The 20,256-nt window shown below is 43.1% G+C and carries 13 protein-coding genes; 2 read left to right on the top strand and 11 right to left on the bottom strand.

Going from position 1 to position 20,256, the window contains the following annotated elements:
• Window positions 1-871: 871 nt before the first annotated feature.
• The 3 genes from HC965_RS22415 to HC965_RS22405 all read right to left on the bottom strand — a co-directional run bounded on the left by HC965_RS22415 (window position 872) and on the right by HC965_RS22405 (window position 3,296).
• On the bottom strand, window positions 872-1,195 hold the full coding sequence (locus HC965_RS22415) for a hypothetical protein (RefSeq protein ID WP_191033561.1): 324 nt from the start codon (window positions 1,193-1,195) through the stop codon (window positions 872-874).
• A gap of 252 nt (window positions 1,196-1,447) precedes the next feature.
• The gene (locus tag HC965_RS22410) at window positions 1,448-2,986 is read right to left on the bottom strand and encodes a type II toxin-antitoxin system HipA family toxin (RefSeq protein WP_191033560.1); all 1,539 of its coding nucleotides are present in this window, start codon (window positions 2,984-2,986) and stop codon (window positions 1,448-1,450) included.
• Window positions 2,976-3,296 (bottom strand): helix-turn-helix transcriptional regulator, encoded by a 321-nt coding sequence (locus HC965_RS22405; RefSeq protein WP_191033559.1) that lies wholly within the window; start codon window positions 3,294-3,296, stop codon window positions 2,976-2,978. The genes HC965_RS22410 and HC965_RS22405 overlap by 11 nt, the downstream gene beginning before the upstream one ends.
• Window positions 3,297-3,528: 232 nt before the next feature.
• On the opposite strand from HC965_RS22405, the gene HC965_RS22400 reads away from it, so the two are divergent.
• The gene (locus tag HC965_RS22400; RefSeq protein WP_191033558.1) at window positions 3,529-4,158 is read left to right on the top strand and encodes a porin family protein; all 630 of its coding nucleotides are present in this window, start codon (window positions 3,529-3,531) and stop codon (window positions 4,156-4,158) included.
• 139 nt (window positions 4,159-4,297) lie between these two features.
• Here HC965_RS22400 and HC965_RS22395 read toward each other — a convergent pair whose 3' ends face one another.
• The 8 genes from HC965_RS22395 to HC965_RS22360 are packed head-to-tail and all read right to left on the bottom strand — an operon-like array spanning window position 4,298 to window position 17,744.
• Complete coding sequence (locus HC965_RS22395; RefSeq protein WP_191033557.1) at window positions 4,298-5,485, bottom strand: hypothetical protein; 1,188 nt, start codon at window positions 5,483-5,485, stop codon at window positions 4,298-4,300.
• Between the two features lie 39 nt (window positions 5,486-5,524).
• On the bottom strand, window positions 5,525-6,961 hold the full coding sequence (locus tag HC965_RS22390; RefSeq protein ID WP_191033556.1) for a BACON domain-containing protein: 1,437 nt from the start codon (window positions 6,959-6,961) through the stop codon (window positions 5,525-5,527).
• Between the two features lie 18 nt (window positions 6,962-6,979).
• Window positions 6,980-8,419 (bottom strand): hypothetical protein, encoded by a 1,440-nt coding sequence (locus HC965_RS22385; RefSeq protein WP_191033555.1) that lies wholly within the window; start codon window positions 8,417-8,419, stop codon window positions 6,980-6,982.
• Window positions 8,420-8,457: 38 nt separating this feature from the next.
• The gene (locus tag HC965_RS22380) at window positions 8,458-9,393 is read right to left on the bottom strand and encodes a PorV/PorQ family protein (protein ID WP_191033554.1); all 936 of its coding nucleotides are present in this window, start codon (window positions 9,391-9,393) and stop codon (window positions 8,458-8,460) included.
• Window positions 9,390-12,245 (bottom strand): S8 family serine peptidase, encoded by a 2,856-nt coding sequence (locus HC965_RS22375; RefSeq protein ID WP_191033553.1) that lies wholly within the window; start codon window positions 12,243-12,245, stop codon window positions 9,390-9,392. The genes HC965_RS22380 and HC965_RS22375 overlap by 4 nt, the downstream gene beginning before the upstream one ends.
• 30 nt (window positions 12,246-12,275) lie before the next feature.
• Window positions 12,276-13,172 (bottom strand): hypothetical protein, encoded by an 897-nt coding sequence (locus tag HC965_RS22370; RefSeq protein WP_191033552.1) that lies wholly within the window; start codon window positions 13,170-13,172, stop codon window positions 12,276-12,278.
• A 24-nt stretch (window positions 13,173-13,196) separates the two neighbouring features.
• Complete coding sequence (locus tag HC965_RS22365; RefSeq protein ID WP_191033551.1) at window positions 13,197-14,717, bottom strand: RagB/SusD family nutrient uptake outer membrane protein; 1,521 nt, start codon at window positions 14,715-14,717, stop codon at window positions 13,197-13,199.
• Window positions 14,718-14,735: 18 nt separating this feature from the next.
• Entirely contained in the window at window positions 14,736-17,744 is a 3,009-nt protein-coding gene (locus tag HC965_RS22360) for a SusC/RagA family TonB-linked outer membrane protein (RefSeq protein ID WP_191033550.1), read from the bottom strand.
• Between the two features lie 559 nt (window positions 17,745-18,303).
• Between HC965_RS22360 and HC965_RS22355 the strand changes: the two genes are divergently transcribed.
• Window positions 18,304-20,250 (top strand): heavy metal translocating P-type ATPase, encoded by a 1,947-nt coding sequence (locus HC965_RS22355; protein WP_191033549.1) that lies wholly within the window; start codon window positions 18,304-18,306, stop codon window positions 20,248-20,250.
• Window positions 20,251-20,256 lie beyond the last annotated feature (6 nt).

Genomic DNA, 20,256 nt, shown 5'->3' with positions numbered 1-20,256 from the left:
ATAGCTTGAAACACTTTGTTTAGTACTTTGAAACACTTTGTTTCAAGTAAGTAAACACTCTGTTTCAACGTGGCGAACACTTTGTTTCAACAGTTTGAACACTTTGTTTCAGCAGCTTGAATACTTTGTTTTCCTAGCTTGTACACAGCACGAGGTGTAGGCAAACTACGCAAATCCAGTGCTTAAATAGTGTGTTGCAGATAACCTTATCTGCAACCATCTGCAACCGGTATCTGCAACGATGTAAGTAGTTTATATTCAGTAATATAAAGCGCTTTTGTTGCAGATGGCAGATGTTTTTGTGTTTTTCAAACTTTATTGTAGGGGATTTGGCATTTATTGGTGATATTCATTCTTTTGATATAGAAGTCAGGGGGATTACGAAATAATACAGCCGTAAGGTTTACCACGATATAATTTAATGATATAAACTTGACTTTGCAATTTTTGTAACTTTTACTTCCTCCAAAAAAATAAGGGGAACGAACGGATAAATCCGTTCGTTCCCCTCCGGGTCTTAGCCAATTCTTAATAATATTTAGGCAAAGGTAAGTAGCAACCTATGAATACTGCGTTTTTGACTTGCAATTTTATAGACATAAAAAAAGCGGAAGGGTATTTACCTATCCGCCAAACGAGGGAGTCCAAGCCCTTAACGCACAAATAGGAAATACCCCCCGCCATATTTACGGGGAGCATCTATCTATTTCGTGTGCGTTGATTTTATTTGGACTTTTCGTTTGCACAGAAATCAGCTAAACGCTTTTTTTCTTAAAATATAAAAATGCAGTCGCGCTACGACTATGCAAAGATAATAATAAATTGAATCATGCTCTTGTCAATCCTCAGTTTTTTCAGTGGCAATTATTTTTTATTTGAAATCCTTGTAATTAGTAACATTTACGTCCAACCCTTTATAGGATGAAGATTTAACTTCTATCCTATTCTTTACATTTACATCTATCCCCTCGTAAGGAACATCAAACTTGGTTTTCACCGTATTTTTCACATTAACATCCAGTCCATTATAAGGAATAGAAACTATGTTCACATCAATAGGGGAAGCCTGAGGTGCAAACTTGACGGGATTCGCGTTGGCAGAAGGAATAAAATCAATGTTACGATAAGCTATGACAGATAGCGAGAATGCTATAATTGTCAGCACAAATTTGGTGTAAAGGTCGATTTTAATCATGGTGTAATTAGTTTATGGTAGTTCAATAATAATGAGATAATACTCTACCCACAAAGTTAAATATGGAAAATCCCTATTGCTAAGGAAATCAACTAATTACTTATGTGTTTTTCCCTCTTAATTCTTTTGAATAGGACTTCTGATAACGTTTAAGAAGCTATTGCAACCATACTGGAATAAACAGTGTGGTTACTAATATTCTGAGAGGTGTTTTAGAACACCTCTCTCTGCTGGTTACTTTAGTGAGTTTGTTTATGCTGTGAGTTCTCTCCTAGCTAAAGGTAGTAATAATCGTTGCACAAGCTCTTTTTTGCTTTCAACAGTCATTTTATTCCTCCCTTTGGTGATAATTTCAGCAGCTAAATTACTTTTACGCCCGACAATATATTTCTGTCGTTTCCCGTTGATGACAGCTTCGATTCGAAAGTCATGCCGGGTATTTTCGGCAATGTTGATTTCTGTTACCAGAAAGCCATCTTCCGTTTCGTATGGTTCGACAATGGTGGGCAGATAGTGTTTCATGTTTTCTCCTATGCTTGGAGGTACAAGATCGGAAAGATGTTGCTCGATACGGTCTTTCCAATAATCGTCTATCTGATAATTGGTGGCATAATTATAGAAATGGCTGATGGCAAGGCTGACTTCTTCGATTATCTTTTTTGCATTTTTGATACCATTCAATTTAGCAAATTGCAGCAGATTATCTTCTGTGATTCCGCCATCCTTTCCGGAAATGCTCATAGAATGTGCATTTTCGTAGGCTGCACCGTCTAAATTGGTGGTGAATGTCATGTCGTAAGCAGGGGTGATGTGCCATGTGCCGTTTTTCTCCATCAAGAAGGAGAAGTTCTTGACATGGTCATCTACATTACCACCCATGATATTAAAGACCGTCCGGCGGTAGAGTTCAGACTGTTCATTGGCTGGAATGTTCAGCTTTCGGCAAACTTCAAATAAATCCTCATAGCTTGTTGCGTCCGGGTTCATGGCGGCGAGTGTCTGTGTATGTATCTTCTCTCCATTTATCCTGTCATAACGTTCCGTCAGAAAGTGATGTTTTCCATCAATTAGAATAAGTTGGGAAGGCATCATCGTAATTCCGGCTTCTTTTGCCATCTCATAATATATCATTTCTATTTGCGTAAAAGGAAAGTCGTCTCCTTCAGCAAATTTCAGAATGTAGTAGGTATAACCTTCCGGCAATGGAACTTGACCGGAATGTATGTCATGTGTCGTTTCATTGATAGCGATGATGGCTTTCGGGTGCTGTCCTCCGGCTGATGTTCCTACTTCATAGACGCTTTGCAGATGCAGTGTTTCATCTTCCTGTACTGATATTTCCTCTCGTTCCTCAAAGATACGGCGGGCCAGTTGGTATAAGCTGTCTATTTGGAGGGTGGAAGAAGATTCCAATCCGGGGGTGGCTGGAATGAACTCAAAGGCCCCCATTCCTCGTTTCCCAATGAAAGAGAGTTTATCTACCGGCGTAAGCCCGCGTTTGGGGATATGGTTCAGGGCTGTCCATTGATCAAAGACCATGTTTCCCCACCGGTCAGGCAAAGAATCTGCCAGAAACGGCGGGAGTCCTTGATAAATCTTCTCTTTGTTTCCGAGTATGGGCATACCCTTTGCAGCCGCTCCTTTGACAGAAGCGGTCAGTGGGGCGATTTCCAATCCTTTCTTGATGAAATCCGGGTGATAGTTGAAAACAGCTTTTTTACTTCTTTCGTCCCAATAAAGTTTTCCAACTTCTTCTCCCCATAGCATAACACTTATAATATTATTTTCCATGTCTTATCCTTTTCGGCTTTTTGCTCATTATTTGTTCCATTGTATAGGCTGAAACAGGTATTTCCGGAAGCAAGTTGTCAATTTGTTCCAGACAGTCCACTACTCGCAGCAGCGCAAGGAAGTTGCCCATATTGATGTTATAGGCTTTCCCGTTCTCGAACTGTCGCAAAGTGATAAGGCTTACGCCGGCTTTATCGGCAGCCTCTTTTTGGGTGAGCTTGTAGGTTAACCTATACTCCTTAAATCTTCTGCCTAATTCCGTGATGATTTCCGGATTGGCCATTGCCTGGGTAATGTGATTCGTTGCCATGCCACAAAGGTAAATATATTAACTATTAAATCAAAATATAGCTGTTAATAATTAATATATTTACTGTTATGATGAATTGTGTGAGGAATTTTATGCTTTGCGAACAGTGAAGGTTTGAAATGTGAAGAGTATAAGCTGATGAAAATTTATTTTATTTTTCTGAATATATTGAGCTTGTTTTTATATATTTGCCACATATGATTTCTAAACAATAATTAAATTATTTATTCTTATGAAAAAGGTTTTGTTGTTTTTCGCTTTAGTAGCGATAAGCGTGGTAAGTATCAACGCGCAGGATAACCTGAAATGGGGTGTGATGGCAGGTATGAATGTCAGCAAATACACTATTACCGGATTTGACAGCAGGATAGGTTTTCATGCAGGTGTCAAAGCTGAATTGGGGTTATCGCAAGAAGCGAGTGGCGCATATATGGACTTTGCCGCGTTGTTGACACTAAAAGGTGCGAAGATTGATGCAGGCTCACTTGCAAGTTTCAAGATGAATCCGTATTATTTGGAAGTACCGGTACATATCGGTTATAAATATGCTGTGAATGATGATTTTGCATTGTTTGGTAGTGCAGGCCCTTATATTGCTGTCGGTTTGTTTGGGAAGTTTAAAGCAAAGGTTGATGGTGATCTTGTCGATTTAGAGGAGTTTGGTGGCAACTCTATGTCCGAAGATATATTTGGCGATGATGGATTAAAGCGATTTGATTTCGGTCTTGGATTGAAAGCAGGTGTTGAGTTCAGTAAGAAGTATCAAGTTGCCATAAGCTATGACTTCGGTTTGGTAGAAGTGGCGAAAGATTTAGGAATGAAAAACAGAAACCTGATGTTATCATTGGGCTATATGTTCTAAACCGGCTACATACACCCGGAACTTTAAGTTTTTGGTTGATAAGAACAAAATGAATATTGAAAGAGGAGTAAATATTACTTAAAAGTAAATTTACTCCTCTTTCAATATCAAAAGTCGGCATTAGCCGAATATCCTTATACTAATTATAAACAATATCGAATGCCTTGAAACGCTGAATACTGCCATCGAACATTTCATTCAGATTATAGATATAGAGAGGAAACGCATTCTTCGCATATTCAATTTCGTAATTTATCACTACGTCTCCGCTTCCTCCGAATGGTCCTCCACCGCCGGGAACAGTGTAACTGGCTATATTATTAGCATAACCCAACATTAAGTTGAAATGTTCCGTAGTCGTAATATTCCAATACCATGCTGGTAATATATGCGGGAAAAAAGCCTTCTGCGAATCATAACGGAGTTTCATAAAAGAAGTTTCTGTCTGTACGTTATTTTTAGAAGTCACCGAATTATATTCCAATAGGTTGCCATTTGCGTCATACTCATAAGTAAAAGTCGTTTCGTACTTATGAATAACAGTTTCTATATAATCCCACGGAAACTCCTCTTCATATATATCTACCGCTTCTTCCCATGTCATGCTCCGGTTCGTCATTTGTCCGGCAGCATTTAATGTCAGGGTCGATGTCTTGGGATATCCGTAGCCCTCGTCTTCTATGAACACAATATTAGTGGCTGTCTTGTATTCAAAAGTACACTCTTTCATTACCCCCCAAGTACCTTCACGTGCTGATTTCACAAGTCGTTGCTGGCTGTCATATTGAAAAGTCCACCAATCTTCTATAGTCTTTCCAAACTGATCGGAGCTACTACATCTGCTAATCTTCGTTATCTTCCCTTTGTCATATTCAAATTCGTAAAAAGATACATTCGTGCCCCACTCGCTACTGTTCACATTTCCTACGAGCTGTAGCGGATACTTCTCTTCTTTCAAATAAATCATTCCTAAGGAATATATAGCATCGTTTTCCACCTGCAAGAGCTCAAACTGACCTCCACCGTCGGTAAGCGGCGCATTGAACTTAAGAGATGTGGCAGATTGCTCTAATAGATCAATCGCAGTTCCTCTGTCGGGATCTATGTTTGATTGTGCAGGTCTGATATACAGTAGAGTCTTGTTCGAGAAACCCTCTCCCGTGACCACCACTTCATTTCCCCATCCGGCCGGGTTATCTTCTGCGCCCGCTCCGTTGATTGTAACGTTTTTAGATACATATCCTGTCGTATCGGTAGAGTCGTCATCGCTGCAAGAGAAGAAGCCGACTGCCAGTGCCACTATCGCAATGTTTATAAATTTTCTCATGTTATTCTTTCATTAACAAGTAATTAATATAAGATTTACTTACTCCTCCGCATGGATATACCAATACTGATAAGCCGATCCCTGAAGAAGCATATTCATACCGAATACTGCTTTCCGATCCGGGGCGAACTGATAGATTGCCGAAGTATTGCCTGTAAAGATCACGCCATACTCATCGCGAAGAAAAGTAGTAGCTTTCATCGTTGTCCTGGAATGAATATCATATACATAACCATCCGTGAAAGCCGTGGCAGGACATACAAACGACAGAATACCGTCATTACTGATTGTGATTCCGGAAGCATCTTCGAAGCCGTCGGGCAAATTCTTGACATATGTCAGTGTCTCATTTTCTACATCATAATAAGCAGGATAGGAGAGTACTTTCACTGCTTTATTCGGTGCTGTTATTTCTAGAAAAGTTGTAGCCAGATATTTACCATTCATACTTATGCTGGTACAGTCGGCATAGTAAATCGGACGGTCCACTTCCAAATATGAGAAATCGCCGGCGCCAGTATTCACTGTTATGATGTGCTTTTTAATCAGGTTTTCTCCGACAAACTTCACTTTATTGTCTCCTTTCCAGATAAGGGCGCTCTGATCGTCGGCGATAGCTCCGTAAACAACAGAACCGTCTGCCGAGCATCCTCTGGCATAAACCCCTACATCAATTAACTCACCAAATAACGATTCTTCCGGAATATCCAGTATTTTCGGCGTTCCTCCGGTCCACTTGATTGGATAATACCGCTTGTCGGTCGTATTCTTGGCATAACCCACCAGTATATTTCCGTCTGCTGATGTTGCGGAGACTTGTGGTGATTCGAAGCTTGCAGGGATATTCATGGTCGTCAAGTTATTATTCTCATCATAATATTTGGCGATACCTTTCGCCTCTTCATAGATCACGAAGAAACCTTCATCTGAGATACTTGAAGCCACATGAGAGACGTCCATGATGGCCGGCTTTTCTTCTTTCCTGCCTGTAGCTATATGGATGGTGAAAGGAGTGTACTTGTATTTGCTACCTTCCATAGCGGAAGTAACCCCACCAATATATTTACCACCCGGCGACATAATCGTATAAACTGATGTCGGTTCAAGCAAACTGAAGGTTATAGTGGTGCCTAGCTGAGTAAGGTTGACTGTTTCCACTGCCTCTCCGGCTCTGAAGATAACTTGAGCCGAACGTACCGACCCGTTCTGTGTCTGAGTGGCTCCCAGCATGATTGAGTTGGCATCTTTACCTTTTTCGATCACCCATTTGCCTACATATTCCACACTCCAATCCTGGCTGGCTTCTACGTTGATTTTCAATTCTTCCTTGCCATCGGCATTAAAGGTGAATGAGTTGGCCGAAAGGTTGATATAGTCGGCTTTATTATCTTTACAACTGCCCGTCGATAGCCACAAAACTACGAATAGAAAGGCTGCGAGCAGATGATTTATTTTTAAACAATTCTTAGTTATCATATACTAAATATCTTTTGATTACTGTTCTTTTTCCAATGTCGTATAAACTTCATATTTCACTTTTCCCCAACCGTCGCCCGGACCGTTATAGTTCATCGGCAGGTAGAATACATAGTATTTCTTGCCCGGTTCTGCCGAGCGTTCCGGCATTGATAAGGTAGATACCTTATGGCAATAGTTCCAATAACCATTCAGGTACAGATAATCGCGGATATAATTATCGTAATAGGCGTCAGACTGTAGCAGCTTTTCGTACCATTCGGCATCAAACGTTTCAAAGAGTACCCCCATCGTATATTTATTGGGAGTAAATTCGTAGAAAGCTCCGCAATCATTTATATTGGATATCTTGAAATCGACTTTCGCTTCACCCATACCATCCTGATAGGCAGGAGTGGAGAGGCTGAAACGCTGAATACCATATACCTCGCCATCCGCATCATACAGTAAGGAGTATGCTTCTAACGGGTAGTTGTACGGATTGGTGACTTCGGGCGTCAGCATCTTGCTGGTGGTATACGTCACTTCCAGCGGCGATCCGGTAGCTGAGTAAGTCAGTCCGGCATTGAGCTTGTTCCATGTTTCCATCATGGTTATCAAATCACCTCTCCAGTTCATTTCATTGTTGATAACGTCTGCGTATTCATCTTTTATAGAAAGAAAAGAAACGATTTTGCTGCAATGCTCGTTTGGAATAAAGGTGTAATCACCGGCGTAGATGTCCATGTAGTCGGTACGGAGCTTAACTTCCGGTCCGGTTCCCGAAGCAGCGGTTGTGAATGGCATCTCCTGTGTATCGGATTCCAGTCCCGACGAACGGTCATAGCCGCGTACGAAGAACACATAGTCCGTATTGGGGTGCAAGTCGAAATAGTTGGCCGTATACGCACTGATATCTTCTTTGGTGCTGAATCCGTCAATCACTCCTTTTTCAAAGATTTCCTTATCGCCCGGCCGGCCTAAAGCGTACTCGAATTTGTAGTAATCGCTGGTTGCGTTAAAGCAGAAACCGGCAGAACTGGACGTAACGTACTTGCGGATCACTTCAAAGATTTCCACCTTCTTACGTGTTTCGGCCTTGATAGAGGCAATAGGGCCCTGAGTACCGTCAACACCGTAAGCAGTGGCAAAAATAGTATAGACTTCTTTCTCATTCAGGTTGGAGAAAGTAATAGTCTGTTTCTCGTTGCCATCCTGTGATTGGGTGGTCGAAAGGCTGCCGTTGATAAAAGCCTGCCGGTCGGTCTCATTGCCGATGGCGTATTTAAAATTGCTTGTACTCCCGCTCGGAGTAAAAATGATCTTCAGTTCGGTACTATTGGTAGTCACGATTCTGTCGATGACGATGGAAGGTGCCACCAGCGCTTCCTTCTCCTCATCGTCACAGCCCGTCAGCACGGATCCGAACACAATCGTCAGCAAAGCAATATATGGATATATAAAAAGCTTATTTTTCATTTTTCAGATGAATTAAAATTAAACATGTTCGTTACGAATCAGAACCGGATACCTGCTGTGATATACCAGACATCTTTCATAATGCTGCTTTTCTCTGTCAGTAAGTAAGCGAAGTCGACCACCAGCGGGCCTAGATAAACCCCGCATCCTACCGAACCGTAATTTCCCGTTGACTTGTTTTCGCTAGCCAGATGGTATCCTCCTCTCACGGCAACCATATTGCGGAACATATATTCCGCTCCGATACCTCCCGTGAAGAAACTGTAATCACTGGGAAGGAAATTGTATTTTCCTTCCAGAGAGCCTGTGAACTGATGATCTTCGGCCAATACATAACGATAGGCGCCACCGGCATTGATGCTGGCGGGCATTCTGTATTCTTCTACCCCGTAATCAATCAGTTTGCCGAGGTTGTACACTGTGATGGCTGCGCTGTAAGCATCCTTGCGGAAGTGCAAGCCCAAATCGAGAGCCATCGACTTGCCCGCCTTGAAGCCCTCCACTTCGTTGAGCTTCGAGTAGATATAGCGCACATTGGCGGAAAGTCCCAACACGTCATTCACCCTCCGGGCATAGCCGAGGTCGATCAGAAGGTCGTAAGGCTGAACCGTGTTGAAAGTGGTGCCGTCACTGCCGGACACCATATTCTCAATCTTATCAGGCGCATAATAACGGACACCTGCCGTAAAAGCGTGTTTATCGTTCAAGCGGTAGTAACCTGCCGCCGAATGTATTTTTGCATCATTGAAAAGTGCGTTGTAGCCGTAGGAAGCGGCTATACGGGAGTCGGCAAAGGAGATTGCGGCCGTATTGCGGAATAGAGAATACGCATTGGCATCCAGAGCGATTCCCGCACCTCCCATTCCCGCTGTACGTGCGTCTGTCACGAAGCCAACGGATGCAGGGTCTTGCGCTTTAACTGCCAGGCAGCAAAACAAGCATATCGGAAGTACAATTAGTTTCAGTCTTATCATAATTTCGTAATATTTCGAGTGAATTCCTGTTGTTTATATTTAACCACTATCTGATAATTGCCGGCCTTGAGGCTGCTCAAATCTACCTGTGACGCTTTGTCCGGCGAAATGGCAACTTGTTGGCTGAATACTTTGGCACCGCTCAGACTATTCAGTGTCACCTGTGCATTGCCTTCCACATAGCGTCCCATACGGATGTTCAGCACACCGTCTCTCTTGACTGGAACCGGATAAAGGTCGACGTCACTGCTCTCGTCGCGGCTGGTCACTTCGAAAGAAGTTCCCACAGTCGCATTATACGGGTCTTTGGCTGTGATGAAGACTTTTCCAACTCCCACGCCTTTTGCTTCTACGGTCAGTTTATTGCCCGATATGGTAGCTGATACTATTTGCGGATTGTTGATCGTGATTTCATAAGTAATCGCGTCTTTATCTTTTTCCGTAAAATACTCATCCAGTTCGTATTCTTTCTTCTCACCTATATAGTGGAATAGGATATCAGGGAATTGCTTCAGCAATATCGGAGCATTGTTTACAATGGAATAAGTGAACTGAATTTCATTTACTTTGTCCGGCTCTACCGTATCGTATAGCTTCAGTACAGCTTCAAATGTGCTGCCCGGAGTTTCTTTCGTAGCGTCAAATGTCAATATTAACTGGCTATTTTCACGCTTGATAGAGATTGCCTTGCTGCCTTTCTTGTCAAATTCATACTTCCATTCATCACCTTCAATATCCGTAACAGTCAATACTATTTCAAGATGTTCGTCTTTTCTTAGCGAAATCATCTCCGGAAGTCCTTCCGCGATTGGTGCTCTGTTGGCAACCGGCTCACCCAGGATAGTGGAAGATAAGGATATATTGCCATCGGCATCGAATGCGGCGATGGAAACATAATAAGTGCTGCCCATCTCCAGGCCATCCAGTTCACAGCTTAATGTTTCGCCTACTTCTTTATCTCCTGTCAGTACTTCTTGGGTGACGGGAATGGATAAACGGCTGAAATCAAGTCCGTACAGATTGCTTTTACTGATAAATAGTTTATATCCTTTCGCTTTCTTGGTGAGGTCATCCGCGTCCACTGTCACTTTCCACGAGAGTTTTACTTTATCTGCCAACCATACCGGATTTAAATTGCCGACACGGTCCGGAGCCATTTTCCCCACGTTTGCCAATGCTTTATAGGCATTGATATAGCCTTTTCCCATCGGGATGCTGGCCGGATTGTACCATCTTATCTCATCGTTGGTCGAAGCCAGCAGTCTATCCTTCAAATCTTCATTCGTGAAAGGCAGGAAATCACCATTCTCGCTGACTCCGTATTTTGAAACCACCAGCGCTGCGATGCCCGATACGTGCGGACAAGCCATAGAGGTACCCGCCATGAAACCATATTGTCCCTTCATATATGTGCTGAATACCTGTGTTCCTTCCGGATAGTCACCGTCTCCACCGGGAGAAGCGACATTTACCCATGAACCGTAGTTGGAGTAAACCGCTCTTTTGTAGTCGGCGCGGAAAGAAGATACGGAAAATACCCGTTCGTAGGAAGAAGGCATTGTGCGTGCATTCACATTGTCGTTTCCGGTGGCGAAAATCACGATTCCCCCTTTCATGGGGCCAACCTGATTGCCATCCTCGTCTTTTCCGGCATTATCAATGAAATAATTTATGGCTTCCTTGTCCGATTCCATAATTTCCACTTCCGAACCGGTCCATCCGTACGACCAACTGTTCTGTGCGATAACAGCGCCATTTTCAGCCGCATATAAGAAGGCGATTGACTTATTCTCTTCTGCACTGGTCTCTATACCTTCGTCATCATATGCAAAGATCTGGCAACTCATCATGCGGATTCCCGAGTTAGGGTCACCGTTTCCACCGGCTACTCCACATACGCCGAGACCGTTGTTGTTGACAGCGGCTACCGTTCCGGCAACGTGCGTACCGTGCTCATGTCCGGTTACTTTTCCCTGGTCTGTGCTGCCATATTCACCTTGAATACCATCTTTATTCCATAAATCATTATCATGTGGAAATACAAAGTTATATCCGTGAATATCATCCGTATATCCGTTAAAATCATCGTCCATATTAGCAGAACCATTCTGTTCCGGCTGATTTACCCAAAGATTCGGAGCGATGTCCGGATGTGTGGTTTCGATACCACCGTCTATGATGGCCACAATCACTTGCGGTTTGCCTGTCTCGATTTCCCATGCTTTCAGCAAATTGATGTCTGCACCGGGCAATGAGTGGCGAAGTACTCCTTCATTGTGATAATGCCATTGATACTTCAGATAAGGATCGTTGAAATCGCTGCTTGCTGTCGGATACTCGGAAGTTCCGTTGTTGAGATTGACTGCCAGTTCTTTCGCCAATTCCTGTGTCATAGGAGACATTCCGGTACCTTTGATACGCTGGAGTTTCAGAATCGGTTCCACATACTGTGCTTCCGGAATATTCAATACCGCATTGAAAGCACGCGTCATCGGTTCTTTCTCATCAAAATAGATGTCATACCACAAGAGTAAACCGGCTTTGCGTCTTCTATCTTCATATTTGCCGCCTCCGGCAAAGACTTGTTTGATTTTCGATATTTTGAAAGAGGAACTAAGCGCGTCCAATGATTCGATGCCGGTAGTCAACTCACCGCTGCGGGTGGTTGCGATGCAAAGTTTAGCATCCGCTTCCGGTGTCAGTTTAATCCTGATAACACCGGATTTCACATGTTCTTCATCCAAAGGTACATTGATGTTCCCTTTCGGAGTATCTTGCCGCATTTCCTGCTCATCGGTACAACTGCCCAGAACGAACAGGAAGGATATAATAAATAATAAGTATTTTTTCATTCCTATGAGGATTTAATTTTATGCACTTGTTTAATCTTCTTTCGTTGCCGTTAGTTCGCTGCTGAAGACATCAGACTGATACCATGCCACTTCATCTTTCACCAAAGACACCAACCCGAATCCTTCATTGAAAGTAAATACATACTTTTTGCCGGCTTCTGTCGAAAGGATTTCAAGTATACCTTTTATATTCGGTTTCACTCCGTCTTTCTCATAAATCAGCTTCCCTTTCGCGTTCAGGGAAGCCCATGACAAATAAATCTCCGAACCATTGTAAAGACCTGCCGATTGGAAGGCTTCTATCTCAATAAAATACAGGCGGTCCGGAATCATCATTGTCATATTCACCGGAATAGTGTTGCCCAGCCCGAAGTCGAACGTGGCGGTTTCCATCGCTTCGTCCGGGAAAGTAACTTCCACCCTGCCGCTGGCCAAGTAGCCGTTGAAAGGGTTGATACCTCTTATCAGGTAAGAACCGTCCATCGGGTTCTTCTCGGTTATATCAATCCGGTATTCTCCCTTTGCGCCGACCGTAGCCCCTACGGGATCTGTGATGGCAAGAGTGATGTACCGGTTGTGCTCTATTTTCGCGTTCTCTATACGAAGGCCAATTTCCAAAGTTACTTTATTGGTTCCGGCCGGTATGCGGTAATGATCGGTAGTCAGAATAATGTCTCTATCCAGTTTCAGATTGCCATTCTCGCTTTTTAATGATACCTGAAAAAAGATATCTCCATTCCGCTCATTGGTACCGGAAACAACAATGGGTACAGTTATAAAATTAGCATCCTCTTTTACCGTAATGGAAGATGATTCAAACTCCAACACCGCATTTGTCTCATTATTCCGGATATCATCACTATCATCACATGCTGTCATGGATAAAGACAAGCAAGTTATCAACATAAAATTTTTAATATATTTCATATCTAATCATGTTCTTGTTTTGAATTAATATCCGGGATTCTGCTGTGACTTAATCTGCGGATTCGCATCAATCTCTTCTTGCGGAATCGGCCATACCAGGCGATAGTCATCCGCATCGTATTTCAACCGGTGCACGTTGCCCAGTTTATTGATGACAGTTCCGGTCTTTTGTCCTTCCGAACGCTCGAAGCCTTCATGCCAGCGTTTCAGGTCGCTCAGGCGGAATCCCTCGCATAGTAATTCCCGACGTCTTTCGGCTTTGATCTCTTTCATCAAATTGTCGCCTGCCAACTGTTTGGATTCATAACCGGTAATACGGTTTTTCTTCAACTCGTTGAGGTATAGATTGGATTTGGAAGTCAAATCTTGCTTGGCGGCCGACTCTGCGGCAATCAAGTACTGCTCCGCAATGCGGAACGGCTTTGACATATTGCAGAAAGTATTGATGTTGTAGTACAGGTACGGATTGCCCGGATATTTGGTCAATGCGGAAACAGTTTCGCTACCGGCCGATACCCGAATCGCACGGCTGCCCAGATAGGCTTTGGCGCGTATGTCTTTGTCACTATACAAAGTGGCTACATCGTTCGTCGGTATGAAGCTGATTACAGCACCGGTATTTGCCAGGAAAGGAGAACCCGTAGAGTATCCGGTATAGTCTCTGGTCATCGTGACCAACCAGAGAGTCTCGTAAGCTCCATAATCCACGCTCCAGAAATTATAAAGATTAGTTTCATTGTTCGTCAGGTTGTATCTGGACGAGTTGATGATTCCTTCCGATTTTTTCAGGGCAGTTTCATAATCGCCCATCACCAGGGCAACACGTGCCTGAAGAGCTTTTACTACGTCTGTCGTAATCCAGGGAGTTAATGCGCCGGAAGGATTGGCATCCGGGTTTTTCTCATCAAATGCCGTCATTTCTTCCAATGATTGCGACAAATCATTCAGAATCAGTTTGTATGTTTCCTCCAGCGTCATGCGGTCGGGATACTGTGTGTTGTCACTGGACGGATTGTATTTGGTAACCAATGGCAATCCGCTGTGGTCTTGGGAAGCAGTCCCCGGATCGTACCGCTGGCAGAACTTCTGTGTCAGGTCGAAGTAACAATAAGCACGGGTGAAGAACGCTTCTGCCATGTAGCGTTTGAGTTCCAGATTTTCCGATGCGGTAATTGTCCCGGATGCTATAAGCTCGTCTAGCTTCTTGATATAATAATTCGCTTGTCCGATGGTCTCATAATTACCGGCCCATATTGTGGTAACGCTCTCTGCCCCCGGAGTGATATCTCCGGTATAGAGTACATTCAATTCACCGGTATATTCGGATACCGCATGAAAATTGTCCGTTTGTATTTCACCATAAGTGACGAAACCACCGGTGGTCAAGGCCCGGAAAGTGCCGTACAGCCCGATGTGGTAACTGCGGCAATCCTGCATCGTGAATACGATGTCTCCGCTCAGAGAACCTTCCGGCATCTTATTCATATCACAAGCACTGCAAATCAGCAAAGCAGCTGTAAAGAGTATATAATTTATTTTTCTCATAACTAATGTCCTATATGTTTAGAAAGAAACCTCCACGCCAACTGAATATTGACGGGTATTGGGATAATTGAATTTCACCGCATTCATCTCCGGTTCCGGGTCGTATCCTGTGAAATCCGTAAAGGTCAACAGGTTGCGGCCAACGAAGAAGATGTTGCAACTTTCAAAAAACTTCGACTTTTGAATCAGCTTCTTCGGGAGAGCATAAGAGATGGATAGCGTTCTCAGACGAAGGTAGGAGGAGTTTTCTGCGAAAGAATCGTCCAGGTAAACCTTCTCTGTGGCTGCCGGAATGTCTGTGACCTGTCCGGGAGTAGTCCACATATTGAGCATACGCTTGGTCTGGTTGTATTTCAGCCCGACGTCATTCGGACTTTCCAACACATAGCGATCGTAGTTAATCATATATTTATTGAGTGCGAAAGAAAAGTCGACGGTTGCCGTCAGCCCTTTCCAGCTTGCGGTTGTCCCGAATCCTCCGGTCCATGGAGCAAACATTTGCTTGTCGATGAAGATGGCATTGTCCTCGCTGTACGTCTTCGTCAGGTTTCCGTTCTTGTCGTACCAGACTATTTTACCGTCGCGCGGGTCTACTCCGGCACGTTTCACGCAATAAAGTTCGCCGTATGACCGGCCGATTTTCAGTTTGGTTCCCGTATCAGGTATCACGTATTCATTCAAGCCGTTGAAGAGTTCGGTGATTTCATTCTTGTTGTAGTTCAATGAAGCTCTGAACGTCCAGAAGAATTTGGCATTGTTAATCAGGTCTACATTCAGGTTCAAGTCGATACCTTTATTGACCATTCCGCCGATATTGCCGATGTTGTTTCCGAATCCTGTCGTATAGGAGTAGGGGATAGACATCAGCATATCCGATGTTTTCTTTTTGTACAAGTCTATGCTACCATAAAAACGATTGAACAAGCGGAAGTCAACGCCAATGTTGGCAGAAGTAACGGTCTCCCACGTCAAATCCGGGTTGCCTGGTTGTATGATAACCGTACCGCTTTCTCCTTCATAAGCACCGCTGCTTGCCAGCAAACTCTGGTAAGCGTAGTCGCCGATACTGGAGTTACCGGTTGAACCGTAACTGATACGGATACCCAAATCATTCAGCCAGTTGACGTTGCTCATAAAGTTTTCGGCTTTCAGGTTCCATTTTGCGCCCAAAGAGTAGAATTCTGCCCATCGGTATTTAGGGGTGAAACGTGAACTTCCGTCCAAACGGTACGAAGCGTCGATATAGTATTTCTCTTTAAAGGTGTAATCTCCTCTGAAGAAATAAGAATTGAACACCGATTCGACAACACTGTGGCTGGGCGGCATATACTCTGTTCCATTGGAAAGAAGCATTAACCGGCTGTCTGTCAGTCCGTCTACAATCGTTCCGAAGCTATTGTCCTTGCTTATGATCGATTCTTGTCCGAGCAGCAACGTGACAAAATGCTTGTTCTCTACATGGAATTTATATTCGGCCGTATTGGTAAACGTAAATCTGTAAAAGCGCTGGAAATTCTCTCTGGCCTGTCCTTTCGCATCATTGATCTGCACGACATCTCCCATCGGAGTGGTGAAGTTGGCGATAGGAGGCACGTTGGAAGAATAGGTATAGTCGAATCCTTCTAAGGCCTGTACAGCTCTCAGTATCAGTCCTTTCACCGGCCTTATTTCTTCAAATAAGTTCAGGTTCACAGAGAAGTTACGACGGTCGCGATCGCGATAGCTTTCCATATATAATGGATTAAGTATCTGAGATTCATGCAAATAGTCTGCCCTGTCTCCGAAAATAGCATTTCCTTTCTCATCCAACTGATAATATCTCGGCGAATCGTCGGGACGTCCCAGACGTGCAAACGTAGCCGGATTGCTCAATGACAGGTCTGACGAAACATCCGGATTGGCATTGTATTTCTGAAAAGCAAGATTGGAGTTTATACCCAGTTTTAACCAGTTGTTGGCACGAATTTCCAGATTGGTACGCAATGAAGTGCGTCGCATCTCGGAAGTAGGGGCTATACCTTCTGTGTTGTTATGGTTTAAAGATATGTAATAACTGTTGTTGTTGCCGCCACCGCTTACCGACAAGTCAAGATTGTAGGTCGGTGCATTGTTGCGGTACACTTCGTCTGCCCAGTCCGTATCGATATTATTCTGTTTAACAACCTGTTTATGCTTGATCCAGTCTTTATCAGTTGCCAGTTTGGGCTCGAGTATCTCGCGAAACTGCATATATTCCTGAGAGTTCATCATTTTCATTCCATTGTCGATCAGATTGGATACACCATACTGTGCTTTCAGGGTGACTTGCGCTTTCTCACCCATTTTGCCTTTCTTACTGGTAATCACAATCACACCATTGGCTGCACGAGAACCGTAAATGGCAGTTGCCGAAGCATCTTTCAATACTGTAATATTCTCAATATCATCCGGGTTCATTGTCGTGAAAATCACCTGCGAAACAGGTGCGCCGTCTAATATATAGAGAGGAGTGATACTTGCATTGATAGAACTCATACCCCGCAAACGTATGTTTGCCGTAGAAGACGGCTCACCCGAACTGGAAGATACCGATAAACCGGCAACCTGTCCTTGCAACGCATCCGCAAAACTTGCATTGGGAATGTTTTTCAGTTTCTTATTATTGACCGTAGATACAGAGCTCACCACAGAGCCTAGTTTCTTGGCCGAACCATAGCCAAGCACTACTACTTCTTCTAATGTCTCCGTATCCGACTCGACAAAGATGCGCATCTTATTGTCTGTTATCGGTACTTCGATTGTCTTCATGCCAATGTACGACACTTGAATGCTTTTTGCCGTTGTGGGCACATTCGGTAGCACGAATTCACCATTCACATTCGTGATGGTTCCTACAGTCGTTCCGGGAATAAGTACGGAAGCACCTATTATCGGTTCGTTCTCTTCCTTTGAAAGCACAACACCTGTGACCGTCCGGGTAGTTTGGGAAAAGGCCCAACTAACCCCCATAAACAGGCAGAGTGTGAATAGGAAAATCTTTTTCTCCATAAACTTCTCTCTTTATATTAATGTTAAAATCATTTATAAAATCAGGAATAAAAACTAGCTTAAAATATTACTTAAAAAAGCACAATATGATATCTTCTCCTTGATTTTTGCAATAAGAAGTAGTGTGCTTCATCCTGTCGTATGAAGATTATGTTTGTAGTTGACCTTAAATAATAGTCATCTATTTTTTCTTATAAATTCGCAATTTTCGGATTTTGTTATTGATGTGTGGGTGTGTATTTTTAGATTTCTGATAAATCTAATAAGAAAGTTTGAACGGTTTTCTTTTGTGTTATTTCTATACTGTTTGAAAAACTGTGCAAGAATAACTTATTTTTTTATAAGTACAAGCGTTGTTAACAAATAATAGGGTCATTTTGTGATAAATACAACATATATTAACTTTAATAGCGTTAATATATAAGCAAAATGATATAAAACGCATTCGTTAGCGTCGTTTTAGGTTGTATAGATCAAAGAAATAGATGGGAGATATTTTCTTTGCAACTTTGTTGCACGAATCATTCACTACCTTTGCAGCAACTAAAAGAGGAAAGATATGGGACATTGTAGTTGCTGTGCACATGAATGTGCACCTAAAAAGGAAGTGGAAGTTAAGAATTCTATATTTCAAGAATACTGGAAAGTGGGGCTTTCATTTATACTGCTGATAAGTGGTATTGTTATGAATGCCCTGGATTCTTCTTTTTTTCATAAAGAGTATGTAGCTTTAATCTGGTATATTGTAGCTTATCTTCCGGTCGGACTCCCTGTTATGAAAGAAGCGTGGGAGAGCATGAAAGAGAAAGACTATTTCAGTGAGTTTACTCTAATGATTGTTGCCACAATCGGAGCTTTTTATATTGGCGAATACCCGGAGGGGGTAGCTGTGATGCTGTTTTATACCATCGGAGAACTTTTTCAGGACAAGGCGGTGGATAAGGCAAAACGTAATATCGGCGCTTTGCTGGATGTAAGGCCGGAGAAAGCTTTGGTACTGAGAGATAACAGCCTGATTACAGAAAGTCCGAAGAATGTAAAGGTCGGTGAGATTATAGAGATAAAATCGGGCGAGAGAGTTCCTTTGGACGGAGTGATGCTCAACGACGTTGCTGCTTTTAATACAGCGGCATTGACAGGTGAAAGTGTCCCCCGTAATATTCGCGAAGGCGAAGAAGTGCTTGCCGGAATGATTGTGACGGATAAAGTGATTCGAATCAAGGTGACAAGACCATTCGATAAGAGTGCGCTTGCCCGCATATTGGAACTTGTCCAAAATGCTTCGGAAAGAAAAGCCCCGGCAGAATTGTTTATCCGTAAATTTGCACGTATCTATACACCTATTGTTATAGGATTGGCGGTATTGATAGTAATCCTTCCATTTGCTTATTCATTCATTGATACTCAATTTGCATTTGTGTTTAATGACTGGCTGTACAGGGCTTTAGTCTTCTTGGTGATTTCGTGCCCGTGTGCTTTGGTCGTGAGCATTCCATTGGGATATTTTGGTGGCATCGGAGCTGCTTCCCGGTTGGGAATCTTATTCAAAGGAGGTAATTATCTGGATGCAATCACTAAAATCAATACGGTTGTATTCGATAAAACAGGCACTCTGACTAAAGGAACGTTTGAAGTGCAGGAGTGTAAATCCGCATCCGGTATTTCAGAAAAAGAACTGATTGGAATGGTAGCTTCGGTAGAAAGTAATAGTACCCATCCGATTGCTAAAGCCATCGTGAACTATGCAAAGCTGCAAAATGTAGAACTGTTATCGGTTACCAGTACAAAGGAATTTGCCGGATTCGGCTTGGAAGCAATGATTAACGGTACTCCGGTATTGGTCGGAAACTGCCGTTTACTATCCAAATTTAATATCGAATATCCGGCAGAGTTATTGCAGATTACCGATACGATTGTAGTCTGCGCCATTGGAACTGACTATGCAGGTTATTTGTTATTGGCTGATACACTGAAAGAGGATGCAAAGAAAGCTATTGATGATTTAAAAATGTTGCATATCAAAAACATTCAGATATTATCCGGTGATAAACAGAGTATTGTTACTAACTTTGCGGAAAAGCTCGGTATCACAAGTGCTTATGGAGACTTGTTGCCGGAAGGAAAAGTGCAGCATTTGGAAGAACTGCGGCAGGACGGGACGAATCAGATTGCATTTGTCGGTGATGGAATGAACGATGCGCCGGTACTTGCGTTGAGCCATGTCGGTATTGCCATGGGGGGATTGGGTAGTGATGCGGCAATTGAAACAGCCGATGTCGTGATACAGACAGACCAGCCCTCTAAAGTGGCCGAAGCCATAAAGGTAGGAAAGCTGACACGCAGGATTATCTGGCAGAATGTATCACTGGCATTCGGAGTGAAATTGCTTGTACTGATATTGGGAGCCGGTGGTATAGCTACCCTTTGGGAAGCGGTCTTTGCAGACGTCGGTGTTGCGCTACTCGCCATTATGAATGCTGTAAGAATACAGAAAATGATAAAATAAGAGACT

The organism is Bacteroides sp. GM023 (assembly GCF_014750685.1).
In the GTDB taxonomy this organism is placed as follows: Bacteria; Bacteroidota; Bacteroidia; order Bacteroidales; family Bacteroidaceae; genus Bacteroides.
The sequence above is the reverse complement of the archived record's forward strand: the minus strand, read 5'-3'. Positions and strand labels throughout refer to the sequence as shown.

What these genes read in the sequence shown, in the direction of transcription:
- HC965_RS22415 (WP_191033561.1), bottom strand. Translation starts at nt 1,195, where the DNA reads ATGATTAAAATCGACCTTTACACCAAATTTGTGCTGACAATTATAGCA.
- HC965_RS22410 (WP_191033560.1), bottom strand. Translation starts at nt 2,986, where the DNA reads ATGGAAAATAATATTATAAGTGTTATGCTATGGGGAGAAGAAGTTGGA.
- HC965_RS22405 (WP_191033559.1), bottom strand. Translation starts at nt 3,296, where the DNA reads ATGGCAACGAATCACATTACCCAGGCAATGGCCAATCCGGAAATCATC.
- HC965_RS22400 (WP_191033558.1), top strand. Translation starts at nt 3,529, where the DNA reads ATGAAAAAGGTTTTGTTGTTTTTCGCTTTAGTAGCGATAAGCGTGGTA.
- HC965_RS22395 (WP_191033557.1), bottom strand. Translation starts at nt 5,485, where the DNA reads ATGAGAAAATTTATAAACATTGCGATAGTGGCACTGGCAGTCGGCTTC.
- HC965_RS22390 (WP_191033556.1), bottom strand. Translation starts at nt 6,961, where the DNA reads ATGATAACTAAGAATTGTTTAAAAATAAATCATCTGCTCGCAGCCTTT.
- HC965_RS22385 (WP_191033555.1), bottom strand. Translation starts at nt 8,419, where the DNA reads ATGAAAAATAAGCTTTTTATATATCCATATATTGCTTTGCTGACGATT.
- HC965_RS22380 (WP_191033554.1), bottom strand. Translation starts at nt 9,393, where the DNA reads ATGATAAGACTGAAACTAATTGTACTTCCGATATGCTTGTTTTGCTGC.
- HC965_RS22375 (WP_191033553.1), bottom strand. Translation starts at nt 12,245, where the DNA reads ATGAAAAAATACTTATTATTTATTATATCCTTCCTGTTCGTTCTGGGC.
- HC965_RS22370 (WP_191033552.1), bottom strand. Translation starts at nt 13,172, where the DNA reads ATGAAATATATTAAAAATTTTATGTTGATAACTTGCTTGTCTTTATCC.
- HC965_RS22365 (WP_191033551.1), bottom strand. Translation starts at nt 14,717, where the DNA reads ATGAGAAAAATAAATTATATACTCTTTACAGCTGCTTTGCTGATTTGC.
- HC965_RS22360 (WP_191033550.1), bottom strand. Translation starts at nt 17,744, where the DNA reads ATGGAGAAAAAGATTTTCCTATTCACACTCTGCCTGTTTATGGGGGTT.
- HC965_RS22355 (WP_191033549.1), top strand. Translation starts at nt 18,304, where the DNA reads ATGGGACATTGTAGTTGCTGTGCACATGAATGTGCACCTAAAAAGGAA.